The sequence below is a fragment of the Streptomonospora nanhaiensis genome (assembly GCF_026642255.1).
In the GTDB taxonomy this organism is placed as follows: Bacteria; Actinomycetota; Actinomycetes; order Streptosporangiales; family Streptosporangiaceae; genus Nocardiopsis; species Nocardiopsis tropica.
In genome coordinates this window covers 3,132,715-3,150,200 of the sequence record NZ_CP113264.1, presented here as the reverse complement: position 1 = coordinate 3,150,200, position 17,486 = coordinate 3,132,715, and the positions used below count along the sequence as shown (strand labels likewise).

The following is a 17,486-nucleotide window of genomic DNA, read 5'->3' as shown; positions in this document are numbered from 1 at the left end:
TGACGGCGGACACCTCATCGGCCTGGCTGGCGGCGATGTCCGTTCCCCCCTCCCGCCCCGGGGTCCTCACCGCCGGCCAGGCGCACCACGGGGCGGGGTGCCGGGGCTCAGGCCCCTGTCCCCCCGGAGGGGCGGAGCGTGGACTGGGCCCACTGCACCAGCACCGCGCAGGTCTGGACGAGCTCGGTGCGCAGCTCCTCGTCTGTCGCGGCGGCGCGCGCCTCGCACAGCTCCTCGAAGGCCAGGTCCCACCAGGTCGGTGCGGCACCGGCGCGGTCGACCCGGGCCCTGGCCCGCCCGGCCTGTTCCCCGTGCTCGGGCCCCGTGCCCGGGGACAGGCGCTGGACCCCGAACAGGGTCTGCTGGCGCCTCCGCTCCTCGGCGACGCCCTCCAGGAGCAGGGCGAGGGAGCCCGCCACCCCGGCGTCCCCCAGCACGGCCTCCTCCGCCCCGCCGGGTCGGCGCGCGGGGAAGGGGGTGCGGGTCCGGTGCTGGGAGAACCGTTCGCCGGTCAGGGCGTGGGCGAGGGCCTGCGCGCAGTAGCCGACCGTCCCCTCGGGAAGCCGGTGGGCGGGGAACCAGGCGACCTCCGTGTGCTTGTGGGGTTCGCGGTTGACGACAGCGCCGTCCCACCGCCTGCACACGAAGAAGAAGTGGACCCACTCCGCGCCCTCCTGGCTGTGGACGACGTGGGCGAACTCCAGGTCCGGGGGGTCGACCCGGACGCCGAGCTCCTCGTCGCACTCGCGCACCGCCGCGGACACGACGTCCTCGCCCGGGTCGACCTTGCCGGCCGCGCCGGCGTGCCACAGGCCGGGGGCGTAGGCCGCGTCGGGGGACCGCCGCGCCAGCAGGACCTTTCCGCCGCGCAGGAGGAGCACGTGGGCGCTCAGGGAGGGGGCGGCGGGGCCCGAATTCTTCTCGAACACACGTTTGACCATGGGGCCATCCTGCCGTGGGGGCGGCCCCTGCGGGCGCCCTTTCCGGACATCGGCGCGGTGGGCCCCGCCACCGCCCGCCGCAGGGCGTCGCGGCGGCCGGGGCGGCGGGCGCCGCCCCGGCGCCCGGATCACGCGCTGTACCGGTAGGCCGGGTAGGTGAGGTACCCCTGGTCGCCGCCCTGGTAGTAGACGGCCTCGTCGACCGGCTCGACGGGCAGTCCGGCACGGAGGCGCTCGACCAGGTCGGGGTTGGAGATGAAGGCGCGGCCGAAGCTGATCAGGTCGGCTCCCAGTCCGAGCCAGCGGTCGGCCGCGGCCCGGTCGACCTGCTCGGGTCCCATGGGCACGGACGGGTTCATGATCAGGGTCGAGGGCCAGGCACGGCGCAGGTCCAGCAGGAGCTCGTCGGGGGCGGTGGCCTCCAGGTGGACGTAGGCCACGCCGAGCCGGGCCAGCTCCCGCAGCAGGGCGGCGTAGAGCTCGGGCACGTCGGTCTCGGAGGCCCCCCAGAAGGCCGAGCCCGGCGAGAGCCGGACACCGGTCCGGTCCGCGCCCACGGCGTCGGCGGTCGCGGCCGCCGCCTCGACGGCGAACCGGATCCGGTTGGCCACCGACCCCCCGTAGACATCCGTGCGCAGGTTGGCCTCCGAGGAGAGGAACTGCGAGATGAGGTAGCCGTTGGCCCCGTGCAGCTCCACCCCGTCGAACCCGGCCCGCACGGCGCGCCGGGCCGCCTCCGCGTAGGAGTGCGCCTGCGGGGCCACCTCCTCCGTCTCCAGCGCGCGCGGCACCGGCGCCGGCTGCGGACCGGCCGGGGTGAACACGTCGCCCACGGCGGCGACGGCCGAGGGGCCCACCGGCCGCGTTCCGGTGGTGTCGGGGTGCGAGACCCGGCCGCCGTGCATGATCTGGGCGAAGATCCGCCCGCCGTTGGCGTGGACCGCGTCGGTCACCGGCCTCCAGGAGGCCGCGGCCTCCTCGGTGTGGAGACCCGGCGTGCCGGGGTTGGACCGGCCGACCGCGTTGGGGTGCGCCCCCTCGCCGATGATGAGGCCGGCGGTGGCCCGCTGGGCGTAGTACGCGGCCATGGAGGGGGTCGCCGTCCCGTCGGCGGCGGCGCGCACGCGGCTCATCGGGGCCATCACCACCCGGTTGGGCAGGGTCAGGCCGCCGAGCCGGTACGGCTGGAGAAGTGCGGTCACGGGAGGACTCCTTCGCGTTCTGTGGAGCGGGGTGGGTACGGTGGCTACGCTAAAACCTGACATCTATGTGAGGGGCAAGTGCTGTGTCACAGGTCACGACAAGGGGAGCAATGAGGATCGGGGAGCTCGCGGCACGGAGCGGTGTGAGCATCCGGCTGCTGCGCTACTACGAGGAGCAGGGGCTGCTCAGGAGCACGCGCAGCGCCGCCGGGCAGCGGCACTACACCGACGACGCCGTCGAGCGCGTGGCGTTCATCCGCAGGCTGCTGGCCGCCGGGGTCTCCAGCCGGGTGATCGCCGAGGTGCTGCCCTGCGCCGAGACGCCCGGCGAGGAGACCTTCGACAGCGCGATGCGGCGCATGGAGCTGGAGCGCGCCCGGATCACCGGGGAGATCGGCGACCTGGTGCGCAGACGGGAGGCGCTCGACGCACTGGTGGCCGAGGCGCACGAGTACCGGAGGCGGCTCGTCGCGAGCGGCCCGGTCTGAACCGTCGGCCCCCCTCGGCGCCCCGGCCGCACCGGCTCCGGAACGCGGCAGCGGCCCGGAACCGCCCTGTAGCGTGGAGAGCCGGCGGCGGCGACCGCCGCCCCGGCCGCCGCGCCGGGCCCCGGCCGGACCGACCAGGCCCTCCACCGCCACCGGGACCGCACGCCCCCGACCCGAGGAACCGGACGCCCCATGATCGCCCAGACCCCCGTCGCCCTGAACGGGCGCGCCTTCAGCTACCTCGACTTCGGCGGGGGCGGCGTCCCGCTGATCGCCCTGCACGGGACGTTCGGCCGCGCCGCCTCCTTCGCCGGCCTCGCGCCGTACCTGGCCCCGGACTTCCGGGTCATCGCCCTCGACCAGCGCGGCCACGGGCTCTCCGAGCACGGCGGCGACCTCGGCCGCGACGCCTTCGTCGGGGACGCGGCCGCGTTCCTGGAACACCTCGGCGCCGGCCCGGCGATCGTCCTCGGCCACTCCCTCGGCGGGGTGACCGCCTACCAGCTGGCGGCACGCCGCCCCGAGCTGGTGCGCGCCCTGGTGGTGGAGGACATCGGGGCCGTCACGGACGCCTCCGAGGTCGAGAACCCGGTGTTCGACACCACCTCGTGGCCGACGGCCTTTCCGGACCGGGAGGCGCTGGCGGAGTTCCTCACCCGTCAGGGCGTGCCCGCGCTCGGGTACTTCACGGACAGCGCCTACGAGCACGACGGGACCTGGCGCCTGCGGTTCGACCACCGGGACATGCTGGCGGCCCAGCAAGGCAACACCGGGGACTTCTGGGCCGACTGGCTGGGCTCGGACTGTCCCGCCCTGCTCCTCCGCGGCGGCCTGAGCCCGCTGCTGTCGGCCCGGCAGGCCGGTGAGATGGCCGAGCGCCGGCCCGGTACCCGGCTGCGGGTGCTGCCGGGATGCGGGCACTGGGTGCACCGCGACGACCCGTCGGGCTACGCCCTGGCCGTGCGGGACTTCCTGCGCACGGTCCCCGCCGCCTGACCCCCGGATCCGTCCGGTCCCGGTCGCCGGAGCCGGCGGCGGGGCCACGGCGGCGGGGCCGCGCGCCTCGCACCAGTCCCCCGGCCGCGGTCCGCTCGCGCCCGTCCGCCACCCCTCCGTCTCCTCCGTCCAGGCCGGTACGGGGACGCCGGTGCGCACCCCGCCGCCCTCGGAGCGAAGGAGCGGGGCGGGCCGGGCCGCCGGGTGGACTCCGGGTCCGGGGCGTGCCCCGGGCGCGTTCGCAAAGGAGTGGGCGCGCGCGTCCCCGTTCCCTGAGCGCCGCCTCTATTGGACGTCCGGACCCTACCTATTGAGACCTGCACTGACAACTTCTGCTTGACGATCGACATAAGACCGACGTACGGTTCGAGGCAGCCAGGTGAGGCAGATCACAAACCCGGGTGATGTGGTGTCTCCGGACCGTCGGCATGGCCTTCACCGGTCACGAAGAGCTGTACCCCCTGCACCAAGCGGAGTCCGGCGGGGACCACCCGCCGGAACCCCCCTCCACGACGTGGACGGGGCGCCGGTGGACCGGGTCCCCGACGCCCGGCCACCGCGCCGCCCGACCACGACGAGGTCTGCGAGGAAAGGAGCCGGTATGGGCTGAGGCCGATGAGGCGGCACACCCCCGCTTCCCGCACCTGATAGCAGGAACTCCCCGTCAGCCCACCGGTCACAGCCACACGGCCCCCACCGGGCCGCGCGACCGCCGGGCCGCCCCTGCCGTCGGCGCCGGCACGCCGCACGGACTCATCGATTCGCTCCCACCCCCAGGTGAGGTTCCGTATGAAGAAGAGACCCCTGCTGACACTGGGCGCACTCGCGGTCGGCGTCACCATGGCGCTGACCGTGACCGCACCGGTCGCGCACGCGGACGAGACCGGCGAGGACGCGTTCTCCACGCTGATCTTCTCCAAGACCACCGGCTTCCGTCACGACTCGATCCCCCACGGCGTCGCGCTCGTCGAGGCGCTCGGCGAGGAGCACGGCTTCAGCACCGAGCACACCGAGGACTCCTCGGTGTTCAACGACGAGGACCTGGCCGCCTACGACGCGGTGATCTGGCTCTCCACCACGGGCGACGTGCTCGACGAGGACGAGCAGGCCGCCTTCGAGCGCTACGTCCAGGACGGGGGCGGCTTCGTCGGCGTCCACTCCGCCTCCGACACCCACTACGACTGGGAGTGGTACGGCGACCTCGTCGGCGGCTACTTCTCCAGCCACCCGCCGGGCACGCAGGACGCCCGGGTCGTGGTCAACGACAGGGTCCACCCCTCCACCGAGCACCTCCCGGCCAGCTGGGAACGCCACGACGAGTGGTACGACTTCGACCTGTCCCCCCGCGGCGACGTGCACGTCCTGGCCGGACTCGACGAGGACTCCTACGCGGACCAGGTCGATCCCGGGGGCCAGATGGGATGGGACCACCCGATCGCCTGGTGTCAGGCCTACGACGGCGGCAGGTCCTGGTACACCGGCGGCGGCCACACCGTCGAGTCCTACTCCGAGCCGGAGTTCACCGAGCACCTGCTCGGCGGCCTGCGGTGGGCGGCCGGGGCCGCCGAGGGCGACTGCGGCGCCACGCAGTGGGACAACTTCGAGAAGGTCACCCTCGCGCAGGGCGAGGGCGCCGTGGGCGAGCCCATGGGCCTGGCGGTCCTGCCCGACGGCCGCGTCATGCACATCACCCGCGACGGCGAGGTGCGGCTGTGGTCCCCGGACACCTACACCACCGAGCTGATCGCCCAGGTGCCGGTGTACAACCACGACGAGGACGGGCTACAGGGCATCGCCCTGGATCCGGGCTTCGAGGAGAACGGGTGGGTGTACCTGTACTACGCGCCCGTGATCGAGGGCATCCCGCCGGGTGAGGCGCCCGCGGACGGCTCGCCGGAGGACTTCGAGCCCTACGAGGGCCACAACAACCTCTCCCGCTTCCAGTTCGCCGACGGGGACTCCCCCACCCTGGAGCTGGACAGCGAGCAGGTCCTGCTGGAGGTCGGGACCGACCGGGGCATGTGCTGCCACGTCGGCGGCCACATCGACTTCGACTCCGAGGGCAACCTCTACCTGGCCACCGGCGACGACACCAGCGCGTTCGGGTCGGACGGCTACACGCCGATCGACGAGCGCGAGTCGCGCAACCCCGCCTTCGACGCCCAGCGCAGTTCGGCCAACACCGCCGACCTGCGCGGCAAGCTGCTGCGGATCACGCCCACCGACGACGGCGGCTACGAGATCCCCGAGGGCAACCTCTTCCCGCCGGAGGAGTACAGCGGCGAGCAGACCCGGCCCGAGATCTACGCCATGGGCCTGCGCAACCCGTTCCGGTTCACGGTGGACGAGGAGGACGGCACCGTCTACCTGGGCGACTACGGGCCCGACGCCAACGAGCCCGACCCGGACCGGGGGCCGCAGAACACGGTCTCCTGGCACGCCATCTCCGAGCCCGCCAACATCGGCTGGCCCTACTGCATCGGTAACAACAGCGCGTTCGTCGACCACGACTTCGCGTCGGGGACCTCCGGGGAGGCGTTCGACTGCGCCGCTCCGGTCAACGACTCCCCGCGCAACACCGGGCTGGAGGAGCTTCCCCCGGTCACGCCCGCCTCGATCTGGTACAGCTACGAGGAGTCGGAGGAGTTCCCGCAGCTGGGCACGGGCGGCGGCGCCCCGATGGGCGGTCCGGCCTACCGGTTCGACCCCGAACTGGAGTCGGACACCAAGTGGCCCGAGTACTACGACGGCATCCCGCTGTTCTACGAGTGGGACCGCGACTGGATCAAGCAGGTGCACCTGGGCGACGACGGCGACGTCCTGGACATCACCGAGACCGTCCCCGACATCAGCCTGGCCAACCCCATGGACATGGAGTTCGGCCCGGACGGCTCCCTGTACGTGCTGGAGTACGGGTCCGGCTACTTCGGCGGGGCCGCGGACTCGGCGCTGTCGCGCATCGACTACACCGGCGGCGGGACCACCCCGGTCGCCGACATCAGCGCCTCCGCGACCTCGGGACCGGCCCCGCTGGAGGTGGAGTTCTCCGCGGAGGGCTCCCACCACCCCGGCGGCCTGCCCATGGAGTACGCGTGGTCGTTCGGCGACGGCGGGACCTCCGGCGAGGTCTCGCCCACCCACACCTTCGAGGAGGCGGGCCAGTACACGGTCGTGCTGACCGCGACCGACGCCGAGGGGCGCACCGGGACGGCCACCACGACCGTCACCGCGGGCAACACCGCGCCCGACGTCTCCTTCCGGACCCCGCAGGACGGCCAGTACTTCCACTGGGGCGACGAGATCCCCTTCACCGTGGACGTGGAGGACGCCGAGGACGGCTCGGTCGGCGCGGGCATCGACTGCGGCGACGTGGCGGTCACGGCCTCGCTCGGCCACGACCGGCACGCCCACCCGTGGACCCAGTACGACAGCTGCGAGGACGTCAGCCTCACCGAGGTCGACGGCGGCCACGGGCACGACATGAACATCTTCTGGGCGTTGCAGGCCGAGTACACCGACTCCGGCGGGGACGGGGCGCCCGCCCTCACCGGAAGCGACGGGATCACGCTCAAGCCCGCACGGACGCAGGCCCAGTACTTCACCGACAGCCAGGGGGTCCGGACCGAGCCCACCGAGGACGCCGAGGGCGGCCTGGTCAACGTCAGCCACATCGGCTACGGCGACTGGACCTCCTACGACACGACCAATCTGGTCGGGGTCGAGCAGATGGAGTTCCGGGTCGCCTCCGCGGGGGCGGGCGGAGCGATCGAGGCACGCATGAACGCTCCCGACGGTGAGCTGCTCGGCAGCGTCGACGTGCCCTCCACCGGCGGCTGGCAGGAGTGGACCGACGTGACCATGGACGTCGCCGACCCCGGCGAGACCTTCACGCTGTACCTGGTCTTCACCGGTGAGGACACCTCCGCCGAGGACAGCCTGTTCAACCTCAACTACTTCGAGGCGGTCCTGGACGGCCACGGGGGGCACGGCCCTCAGACCGAGCTGACCAGCCCGCAGGACGGCGCGGTCTTCGAGGAGGGCGAGGACGTCCCCCTCTCCGCCGAGGTCGCCGACCACTCCGGGTCCGGGGTCGAGAAGGTGGAGTTCCTCGTGGACGGCGAGGTCGTCGCCACGGTGGCCGAGGACCCCTACCAGGCAGTCTGGCAGGGGGCCGCCGAGGGCGAGTACGAGGTCAGCGCCGTGGCCACGGACGGCGACGGCAACACCGGCGCCTCCGGCACCGCCACCGTCACGGTCGAGGCGGGCGGCGCCGAGCCGCCGGAGTGCGCCCCGCCCGAGGCCGAGGACGGCTACACCCCCCTGTGGGACGGCGCGTCGCTCGACGGGTGGGCCATGGCGGGCCCGGGCGGCTTCGACGTCGTCGACGACGGCGACGGCTGCGCCCTGGAGACCCGGGGCGGCATGGGGCTGCTCCGGCACGAGACGGAGTGGGAGTCCTACCGGCTGAAGCTGGACTTCCTCGCCTCAGAGGAGTCGGACAACTCCGGTGTCTTCGTCGGCTTCCCCGACCCCGGGGACGACCCCTGGGTCGCCGTCGAGGAGGGCTACGAGATCCAGATCGACGGCTACGGCGCGCCCGACGGCGACCCGGTCCACCGGACCGGTGCCGTCTACGGCTTCCAGGCGGCCGACTCCCACCCCGCGCGGGTCGGCGAGTGGAACGAGATGGAGATCGAGGTGGCCGACCCGGTGATCCGCGTGTGGATCAACGGGGAGCTGGTGAACGAGTTCGAGAGCACCGACCCGGCACGTGACCTGTCCTCGGGCCACATCGGGTTGCAGAACCACGGCGAGGCCGACCGGGTGCTCTTCCGCGACGTCCTGGTCCAGGAACTGGACGCGGTCGAACCGGTCACGTTCGCCGAGGTCCACGAGCGCATCGACGCCCTGGAGGACGACGGCGCGCTGACCAGGTCCGAGGCGCGCCGGCTGATCCCCCAGCTGGAGCTGGCCGAGCACCACCTGAACGTCGGCCGTAACGGGCAGGCCGTACACGCCCTGAACCGGTTCGTCGAGGTGGCCGAGGCGGTCGCCGACGGCGCCGCCAGGGAGGAGCTGCTGGAGCTGGCCGACAGGCTGCGTCCCCTCATCGACGACGAGTGACGGGACGCCTTCGGCGGACGCCGCCCCCTCCCCCGGGGGACGGGCGTCCGCCGAAGGCCCCCTGACCACGGCGGGGCCGGTTCCGGCCGGCCCCGCCACCCCCGCGGTGGCGCCCCGACGGCGAGAACCACGACGTCGCGGCGCCGGGCCCACACGTACGACGAGAAGAAGGTGCCACGGTGTCCGCCAAGAAGGACCGCTCCTCCCCCGACACGCACCGCGAGGCGGCCGAGGCCCCCTCGCCCAAGCTCACCTGGGGGCTGACCGCCGGATCCGTCCTGGTGGTCGCCGCCCTGGTCGCCGTCCTCGTCCTCTCCTTCACCGGGGACGACCGCACCGCCCCCGACCCGGCGCGCGTCGCCGAGCTCCAGGCCTCCGCGCAGGAGCGCGACCGCGCACAGGTCGATCAGCTCGTCGAGCGCGCCGGAGCCGCGCACGAGGTGCTGGTGCCCGTGGTGGAGAGCCTGGACGCGGCCGTCCCGCCCGACGGTTCCACCCCCGTCGGGGACGCCCCCGACGACGGGGAGATCGACTCCTGGCTGACCACCGTCCACGACGCGGCCGGGCACTTCGAGGACGCCCCCTCCGGGAACACCGGCCACAACGTCGCGTACGCGGGGCTGTCCAACGCCGTGGACCTGCTGGGCTCCGCGGTCGTGGCCTACTCCAACGCGGAGCGCGCGCAGGACGCGCAGCAGGCGGAGCTGCTGGAGCTGGCCGGGGACCTGCGCACCCAGGCGGTCCGCGGCTGGTCGGTGGCGGCCACCCAGCTGGACATGGTCAGTGTGGAGTCCGGCCACGGCCACGTCCACCTGTACCTGCCCGCGGCGCCCGGCAGCGGCGCGCTCGGCCCCGACGGCGCACAGCCCGGCGAGGGCGGCGGCGACAGCGGCGACCGGTGACCACACCGTTCCCGGAACGCTCGAAGGCACGGAGAAGGGAGCATGCGTTGACGCGAGTCGGAGTATGGCTGATCGGGGCACGGGGGTCGGTGGCGACCACCGCCGTCCTGGGGGCCCTCGCGGTGCGGTCCGGCGCCGCCGGGCGGACGGGGTGCGTGACCGAGCGGCCCGAATTCGCCGGGGCGCGCCTGCCCGGGATCGGTGACCTGGTCTTCGGCGGCCACGACGTGTCCGAGACCGGCCTGCGCGAGAGCGCCGAGCGGCTGGCCGGTGCGGGGGTGCTGCCCGCCCACCTGCCGCCGGCCCTCGCCGACGGGTTGGACCGGACCGAGCGCGGTCTGCGCCGGGGCCTGGACGACGTCTCCGGCGGCGTCCGGCGCGGGGACGTGGACCGCCTGGAGGCGGACCTGCGGGAGTTCTCCGAGCGGGAGGCGCTCGAACGCGTCGTGGTGGTGGACCTGTCCAGCACCGAGCCCCGGCCCGGCGCGTACGCCGAACACACCGACGCCGACGCGCTGGAGGCGGCCCTGGACACCGGGACCGCGCGGATCCCGGCCAGCTCCGCGTACGCGTACGCGGCCCTGCGCGCGGGCTGCGCGTTCGTGGAGTTCACGCCCAACACCGGACCCCGGCTGCCCGCCCTGGCGCGGCTCGCCGACCGCTCGGGCGTGCCGTGGGCCGGCTCCGACGGCAAGACCGGGGAGACCCTGGTCAAGAGCGCGCTCGCGCCGATGTTCGCCGCCCGGGCGCTGCACGTGCGCTCGTGGTCGTCGGTCAACCTGCTCGGCGGCGGCGACGGCGCCACCCTGGCCGACCCGGCCAACGCCGAGAGCAAGCTCGCGTCCAAGGCCCGAGGGCTGGAGCACATGCTCGGGCACGGGCCGGACGGGCCCCTGCACATCGACTACGTCCCCGACCTGGGGGACGCCAAGGTCGCCTGGGACCACGTCTCGTTCGAGGGGTTCCTGGGGGCGCGGATGTCCCTGCAGTTCACCTGGTCGGGCTACGACTCCGCGCTGGCGGCGCCCCTGGTGCTGGACCTGGCGCGGCTGGCCGCCCACGCCCACCGGCAGGGCCGGAGCGGCCCCCTGCCGGAGCTGGCGTTCTTCTTCAAGGACCCCGTGGGCACCCGTGAACACGGCCTCGCCGAACAGTGGCGGGCCCTGACGTCCTGGTGCGCGGCACCGGCGGAGGAGGCCGAATGAGAGCACGCGACCTGGCGAGGCTGGTACGCCTGCCCGCGGCGCTGAGCGTTCCCGGAGACACCCTGGCCGGCGCCGCGGCGGCGGGGGGCCTGCGCGGACCCGGGGCCTGGGCGCTGCCCGCGGCCTCGGTCTGCCTGTACTGGGCGGGCATGGCCCTCAACGACTACGCGGACCGGGAGGTGGACGCGGTCGAGCGCCCCGAACGCCCCATCCCCTCCGGGGCCGTGCTCCCCGGCGAGGCCCTGGCCGTCGCCTCGGGGCTGACCGTCACGGGCGTGGGCCTGGCCGCGGCGGCGGGCGGACGCCGGGCCGCGGGGGTGGCCACGGCCCTGGCCGCCACCGTGTGGGGCTACGACCTCCTCCTCAAGCAGACCCCGCTGGCCCCGCTGGGCATGGCGGCGGCCCGGGGGCTGGACGTGCTGCTGGGCGCGGGTGCGCGTCCCGCCGACGCGGCCGGGCCCGCGCTGGCGCTGGCCGTCCACACGCTCGGGGTGACCGCCCTGAGCCGGGGCGAGGTGCACGGGACACGGCCCGCCGTCGCGGCGGGGTCGCTGCTGTGCACCCTGGCCGCCGCCGCGCTCGCCGCCGCGCCCGCCCGGCCCGCCCGCAGGCGTGCGGCGGGCGGTACCCCGGAGAGGGCCCTGGCGGGTGCGCTCGCGGGGCTCTTCGCGGTGAGGGTGGGCTCAGCCCAGGTCAGAGCGCTGGTCGAGCCCGAGGCGCACAACGCCCGCTCGGCGACGGGTGAGGGGATCCGGGGCATGATCCCGCTCCAGGCGGCCCTGCTGGCCGGGCACGGCGCGCCGGGCACCGCGTGCGCGCTCGTCCTCGGCGCGCCCGTGGCGGCGCGGGCGTCCGAGGCGGTGTCGTTCACTTGAGGTTCGGATACGGCACCAACGGCTTCCGGGACCACCGGCTGGACGACGCGCTCGCCCTCCTCGCCGACCTCGGCTACGAGGGGGTGGGGCTGACGCTGGACCACCCGCACCTGGACCCCTTCGCCCCGGACGCCTTCGCGCGCACGGCCCGGATCGGTCGGCGGCTGTCCGAGCTGGGCCTGGCGGTGGTCGTGGAGACCGGCGCCCGCTACCTGATGGACCCGCGCCGCAAGCACGAACCCACCCTGGTCTCCGACGAGGGCGCCGAACGGCGTGTGGACCTGCTGTGCCGCGCCGTGCGCATCGCCGAGGACCTGGGGGCCGAGACCGTCTCCTTCTGGTCGGGCGTCCTGCCCGCGGGGGTGGACCGGGCGCAGGGCTGGTCGCGGCTGACCTCGGGCGTGGAACGGGTCCTGGCCGCCGCCGACGACCACGGTGTGGACTGCGCGTTCGAGCCCGAGCCCGGCATGTTCGCCGAACGGGTGGCCGACGCGCTGGAGCTGCGCGGCAGGCTCGGCGACCCGCCGCGCCTGCGGCTGACCGTCGACGTCGGGCACGGCGTGTGCAACGAACCGGACGGCCCCGAGGGCGCCGTCCGGCGCGCCGGGGCCCTGATCGCCAACGTCCAGCTGGACGACATGCGGCCGAACGTCCACGAGCACCTGGAGTTCGGCGACGGGGAGATCGACCTGCCCGCCGTCCTGGGAGCCCTGGAGGCGGTCGGCTACCGGGGCCTGGCGTCGGTGGAGCTGCCCCGACACGGGCACGCCGCCCCCGTGGTGGCCGAGCGGTCGATCCGCGCGCTCTCCCTGGCGCTGGCCGCCTCCCGGGCCCGGAGGGCGGAGGTGTGAGCGGGCGGTACGCCTTCCTGGGCACGGCCGAGGCGCGCGAGGCCCTCGCCTCCCGGGTCGCACAGGTACGGGAGCGGCCCGCCCTGATCGCTGTGCTCTTCCCCGCTGCTGCCCGGAGCGTGGCGCGGGGGCCGGGCCCGTCCGGCGACCCCGACGGGGTGGCCGGGCCGACCCTGGAGGACATGGTGCGCGTGGAGCTGCTGGCCGCGCTGGCCGGGGCCCTGGCCCCGCCGGAGCTCGCCCAGGAGGTCCGCGACCTGTACCACCACGGTGACGCGGGTGAGCGGCGCGCCGTCCTGCGGGGCCTGGACGTGCTCGACACCGGCCGGGAGGAGCTGGCCGGCGCGGCGCGCGAACTGCTGGCCGACGCGATGCGCACCAACGACACCCGGCTGATCGCGGCGGCGGCCTCCAGCGCGGCGACGGCCCTGCTCGACGCGGACTCCTGGCGCCAGGGCGTCCTCAAGTGCCTGTTCACCGGGGTGCCGCTGGGGTCGGCGGCCGGGGTGCCCGAGCGGGCCGACGCCGAGCTGGCGCGCATGTGCGCCGACCACGCCGAGGAGCGGGCGCTGGCGGGCCGGGAGGTCCCCGCCGACGTCCACCTCGTGCTGCGCCACTTCCCCGACCAGGCAGCCCGTCTGGACACCCGACGAACGGAGGCGTGATGCGTATCTTCGACCCGCACATCCACATGACCTCACGGACCACCGACGACTACGAGGCGATGCACGCCGCAGGGGTTCGCGCCCTGGTGGAGCCGGCGTTCTGGCTGGGCCAGCCCCGGACCGGGGTGAGCTCCTTCCGCGACTACTTCGACGGCCTCGTGGGCTGGGAGCGCTTCCGGGCCGAGCGGTTCGGGATCCGCCACCACTGCGCGATCGCGCTCAACCCGAAGGAGGCCAACGACCCCCGCCTGCACGGGGTGCTGGACCTCCTCCCCCGCTACCTGGCCAAGGACGGCGTCGTGGCGGTCGGGGAGGTGGGCTTCGACTCCCGGACCTCGGAGGAGGAGAAGGCCTTCCGCCACCAACTGGAGCTGGCCGCAGAGTTCGGGCTGCCCGTCCTGGTGCACACCCCGCACCGCGACAAGGTGGCCGGGACCCGCCGCACCCTGCAACTGGTCGCCGAGTCCGGCATCCCGGCCGAGCGGGTGCTCGTGGACCACCTCAACGAGGCCACCGTGGCGATGGTGCACGATTCGGGGTGCACGCTGGGCTTCTCCATCTACCCCGACACCAAGATGAGCCCGGAGCGCATGGTCCGCGTCCTGTCCGAGTGGGGTCCGGAACGGATGGTGGTCAACTCGGCCGCCGACTGGGGCCGCAGCGACCCGCTCGCCACCCTGCGCACCGGCGAGGCCATGCTCGCCGCGGGCTTCACCGACCGGGACGTCGAACGCGTCCTGTGGGACAACCCCGTCGAGTTCTACGGACGCAGCGGTCGCCTGCTGCTGGACGACGTGCCCGGGGCCGACCGCACCGCGACCTACTCCGGCAACTCCGTCCTTCGCGGCGAGCGTGCGGACGGGGGTGCCGCGTGAGGCTGCGCCACCCCGACGGCACGATCGTCCACCTCGCCTACTGCACCAACGTGCACCCGGCCGAGGACCTGGACGGCGTCCTGCGCCAGATCCGCGTCCACGGCGGCGGCGTGCGCGAGGCCCTGGGCGCGGACCGGCTCGGCCTGGGACTGTGGCTGCCCGCCCCGCTGGCCCGGGAGCTGGCGGCGGATCCGGGGCTGACCGACCGGCTGCGCGCGGAGCTGGCGTCCGCGGGGCTGGAGACGGTGACCCTCAACGCCTTTCCCTACACCGGGTTCCACGCGCCCGTGGTCAAGCACGCCGTGTACCGCCCCGACTGGACCGACCGGGCCAGGCTGGACTACACGGTGGACTGCGCCCGGGTGCTGGCACGGCTGCTCCCCGACGACGCCGCACGGGGCAGCGTCTCCACCCTCCCCCTGGCCTGGCGCACACCGTGGGACCCCGGACGCCTCGCCACCGCCCGCGCGCACCTGGACGAGCTCTCCGCGGCGCTGGAGGACCTGGCGCGGCGGGAGCGCCCGGTACGGGTGGGGCTGGAACCCGAGCCCGGGTGCGTCGTCGAGTCCACCCGTGACGCGGCCCGGCTCCTGGCGGACCCGCCGCCGCACCTGGGCGTGTGCCTGGACACCTGCCACCTCGCGACGGCCTTCGAGGAACCGGGGGCGGCCCTGGACAGGCTCTCCGCCGCGGGCCTGCCCGTGGTCAAGGCCCAGGCGTCGGCGGCGGTGGAGGTCCCCGACCCCGCCGACCCGGCCGCCCGCGAGGCCCTCGCCGCCTTCACCGAGGACCGCTTCCTGCACCAGACGCGCGTCCGCGGCGAGGACGGGGCGCGGGAGGGCCGCGACGACCTGCACGAGGCCCTGGGCGGCGCCGACCCCCTGCCCGGGGACGCGCCCTGGCGCACCCACTTCCACGTGCCCCTGCACGCCCCCGCCGCCGCCCCGCTGCGCGGGACCACCGACCACCTCACCGACACCCTGCGCCGCCTCCTGGGCCCCGGCGGCGCGCGCACCGACCACGTGGAGGTGGAGACCTACACCTGGTCGGTGCTGCCCGAGGCGTCGCGCCCCACCGACGGAAAGGGGCTCACCGAGGGCATCGCGGCCGAGGTGGCCTGGGCCCGCGACCGCATGACCGACCTCGGCCTGACCGTCCTCTGACCCCCGCGAGACGAAGGGACACCCGCATGCCGACGGAGGAACCGCGCCTGCTCGTCGTCAACGCGGTCGGGCTCACGCCCCGGCTGCTGCGACACGCGCCCCGACTGCGCGCCATGGCCGAGAAGGGCTGGCAGGCCCCGCTGGAGACCGTCCTGCCCGCCGTCACCTGCACCGTCCAGTCCACGTTCCTGACCGGCCTGACCCCGGCCGGGCACGGCGCCGTCGGCAACGGCTGGTACTTCCGGGACCTGGGCGAGGTGTACCTGTGGCGCCAGCACAACCGCCTGGTCCGGGGCGAGAAGGTGTGGGAGACCGCCCGGCGCCGCCGGCCGGGTTTTCGCACCGCGAACGTGTGCTGGTGGTACGCCATGGGCGCCACCACCGACTGGACCGTCACCCCCAGGCCGGTCTACCACGCCGACGGGCGCAAGTCCCCCGACTGCTACACCCGTCCCCCCGCCCTCCACGACGAGCTGACCGCGGAGCTGGGACCCTTCCCGCTCTTCCACTACTGGGGGCCGACCGCGTCGATCCGCTCCACCGAGTGGATCGTGGCCGCGACCCGCAGACTGATGCCGCGGGCCGACCTGACCCTGTGCTACGTCCCCCACCTGGACTACGACCTGCAGCGGTACGGCCCCGGCTCGGAGCAGGCCCGTCGGGCGGTGGGCGACCTGGACGCGGCCCTGGCGCCCCTGTTGGACGACGCCGAGCGCTCGGGCGCCGCCGTGATGGTCCTCAGCGAGTACGGCATCACCCCCGCGGACAGGCCGGTGCACGTCAACCGGGTGCTGCGGGAGGCCGGACTGCTGGAGGTCCACACCCAGCACGGGATGGAGTACCTGGACCCGTGGGAGTCGCGCGCCTTCGCGGTGGCCGACCACCAGTGCGCCCACGTGTACGTCCGCGACCCCGGCGACGTGTCCGCGGTCGCCGGCCTCCTCGCCGGGGTGGAGGGGGTGGACCTCGTCCTGGACCGCGACGGGCAGGCGGAGCACGGGCTGGACCACGAGCGCTCGGGCGAGCTCGTCCTCGTGGCCGACCCGGGCGCCTGGTTCACCTACTACTACTGGCTGCACGACGGGGCGGCGCCGGACTTCGCGCGGGGCGTGGACATCCACCGCAAGCCGGGCTACGACCCGGCCGAGCTCTTCCTCGATCCCGGGGACCCGTTCGTCAAAGCGCGCGCGGCGGCCAACCTCGTGCGCAAGAAGGCCGGTCTGCGCTACGCCATGAACGTGGTCCCGCTCGACCCGGGCTGTGTGCGCGGCACCCACGGGCGCGCGCACGAGGACCCCGACGACGGCCCCCTGGTGCTGTGCACCGATCCCGGCTTCGCCCGGGAACGCGTCGCGGCCACCGAGATCCGCGACCTCATACTCGGTCTCGCCGGTGTGCCGGCACCGGCGGGACCGTCCACCCTCCCCTGACCCCCGACCGCCGACGGCCACGGGGTCCGGCCTCCGGCTTCGTGGGCGGTGTCGGCGGCTCCGAGCGCCCGGCCCTGCCGCTCGGCCACGGTGGTCTCCCCATGCGGGGGGACCACCGGCCGGGCTGCCTCCGCCGGTGGACGCGGGGAAGTGGCCGGACATGTCCGTTCCCGGGTCTAGGGTTGGCGCATGACCGAATCGCAGGACATCCAGGCCCAGGCACGCGAAGCACTCCTCAAGAAGATCGTGGAGCTCGCTCCCGTGTCCGAGGAGGCCGAAGACGTGAAGGACCTCGCCGAGGCCTACGCGCTGATCGTCAGCACCGACGAGGAGCACGCAGGGCACTAGGGCGGACCCCTGCCCTTCGGGCGCCGACGAGGAGTCGTCGGCGCCTTCGTCGTCCCCGGGGTCGTGACCGCCGACGAGACCGGCCGCGGCCGGAGGCTCGTCCTTGAGCAGGTCGGATTCCTCGTCCACCCGGGACGGTCCGTCCCTACGTGCGTAGGGCTCACAAGAGCACGCCAAGAACCGCGGCCGGGATGGGCGTCTCCGCCACCGTCGCCCCTCCCCTTGGTTCACTGCGACCTCGTGTCCGCACGATGTCGAAGAGCAGGGGGACGACAGGCAGAGATCGTGATCGCTCCCGTGCGGGAGGCCCTGGTGGGAAGCGGTCCTCTCGGTGAGGCCGACGAGGCAGGATTGGAGCTCTGGGCCTCCGCCCCCTGCACGGCGGCAAGTTCGTCCACCTGGTGAACGAACGCCTCGCGCA

14 protein-coding genes are annotated in these 17,486 nt (G+C 74.5%); 12 read left to right on the top strand and 2 right to left on the bottom strand.

Translation table 11 applies throughout. The features are described from left to right. Positions 1 to 107 precede the first annotated feature (107 nt). Positions 108 to 941: an NUDIX hydrolase gene (locus tag OUQ99_RS13505; protein WP_267949793.1), complete on the bottom strand. Its 834-nt coding sequence runs from the start codon at positions 939 to 941 to the stop codon at positions 108 to 110. A gap of 128 nt (positions 942 to 1,069) precedes the next feature. After that, a complete protein-coding gene (locus tag OUQ99_RS13500; RefSeq protein WP_267949792.1) occupies positions 1,070 to 2,143 on the bottom strand; it encodes an alkene reductase in 1,074 nt (357 codons plus the stop codon). A 110-nt stretch (positions 2,144 to 2,253) separates the two neighbouring features. On the opposite strand from OUQ99_RS13500, the gene OUQ99_RS13495 reads away from it, so the two are divergent. The 12 genes from OUQ99_RS13495 to OUQ99_RS13440 all read left to right on the top strand — a co-directional run bounded on the left by OUQ99_RS13495 (position 2,254) and on the right by OUQ99_RS13440 (position 17,065). Then, positions 2,254 to 2,631 carry a MerR family transcriptional regulator gene (locus OUQ99_RS13495; protein ID WP_267949791.1) on the top strand — a complete coding sequence of 126 codons (378 nt, stop codon included), beginning with the start codon at positions 2,254 to 2,256 and terminating at the stop codon, positions 2,629 to 2,631. Between the two features lie 192 nt (positions 2,632 to 2,823). Next, positions 2,824 to 3,627, top strand: coding sequence for an alpha/beta fold hydrolase (locus tag OUQ99_RS13490; RefSeq protein ID WP_267949790.1), 804 nt, complete (start codon positions 2,824 to 2,826; stop codon positions 3,625 to 3,627). A gap of 789 nt (positions 3,628 to 4,416) precedes the next feature. Then, positions 4,417 to 8,751: a ThuA domain-containing protein gene (locus OUQ99_RS13485; RefSeq protein WP_267949789.1), complete on the top strand. Its 4,335-nt coding sequence runs from the start codon at positions 4,417 to 4,419 to the stop codon at positions 8,749 to 8,751. A 179-nt stretch (positions 8,752 to 8,930) separates the two neighbouring features. Next, positions 8,931 to 9,653: a hypothetical protein gene (locus tag OUQ99_RS13480; RefSeq protein WP_267949788.1), complete on the top strand. Its 723-nt coding sequence runs from the start codon at positions 8,931 to 8,933 to the stop codon at positions 9,651 to 9,653. 47 nt (positions 9,654 to 9,700) lie between these two features. Then, positions 9,701 to 10,858 carry an inositol-3-phosphate synthase gene (locus tag OUQ99_RS13475; protein WP_267949787.1) on the top strand — a complete coding sequence of 386 codons (1,158 nt, stop codon included), beginning with the start codon at positions 9,701 to 9,703 and terminating at the stop codon, positions 10,856 to 10,858. Next, positions 10,855 to 11,733, top strand: coding sequence for an SCO3242 family prenyltransferase (locus tag OUQ99_RS13470; protein WP_267949786.1), 879 nt, complete (start codon positions 10,855 to 10,857; stop codon positions 11,731 to 11,733). The genes OUQ99_RS13475 and OUQ99_RS13470 overlap by 4 nt, the downstream gene beginning before the upstream one ends. After that, on the top strand, positions 11,730 to 12,584 hold the full coding sequence (locus OUQ99_RS13465; RefSeq protein ID WP_267949785.1) for a sugar phosphate isomerase/epimerase family protein: 855 nt from the start codon (positions 11,730 to 11,732) through the stop codon (positions 12,582 to 12,584). The genes OUQ99_RS13470 and OUQ99_RS13465 overlap by 4 nt, the downstream gene beginning before the upstream one ends. Beyond that, positions 12,581 to 13,249 carry an EboA domain-containing protein gene (locus OUQ99_RS13460; protein WP_267949784.1) on the top strand — a complete coding sequence of 223 codons (669 nt, stop codon included), beginning with the start codon at positions 12,581 to 12,583 and terminating at the stop codon, positions 13,247 to 13,249. The genes OUQ99_RS13465 and OUQ99_RS13460 overlap by 4 nt, the downstream gene beginning before the upstream one ends. After that, entirely contained in the window at positions 13,249 to 14,124 is an 876-nt protein-coding gene (locus OUQ99_RS13455) for a TatD family hydrolase (protein ID WP_267949783.1), read from the top strand. The genes OUQ99_RS13460 and OUQ99_RS13455 overlap by 1 nt, the downstream gene beginning before the upstream one ends. Continuing rightward, the gene (eboE, locus tag OUQ99_RS13450) at positions 14,121 to 15,287 is read left to right on the top strand and encodes a metabolite traffic protein EboE (protein ID WP_267949782.1); all 1,167 of its coding nucleotides are present in this window, start codon (positions 14,121 to 14,123) and stop codon (positions 15,285 to 15,287) included. The genes OUQ99_RS13455 and eboE overlap by 4 nt, the downstream gene beginning before the upstream one ends. A 26-nt stretch (positions 15,288 to 15,313) precedes the next feature. Next, positions 15,314 to 16,717: a nucleotide pyrophosphatase/phosphodiesterase family protein gene (locus tag OUQ99_RS13445; RefSeq protein ID WP_267949781.1), complete on the top strand. Its 1,404-nt coding sequence runs from the start codon at positions 15,314 to 15,316 to the stop codon at positions 16,715 to 16,717. Positions 16,718 to 16,906: 189 nt separating this feature from the next. Then, complete coding sequence (locus tag OUQ99_RS13440; RefSeq protein ID WP_267949780.1) at positions 16,907 to 17,065, top strand: hypothetical protein; 159 nt, start codon at positions 16,907 to 16,909, stop codon at positions 17,063 to 17,065. The last annotated feature ends 421 nt before the right edge of the window (positions 17,066 to 17,486 follow it).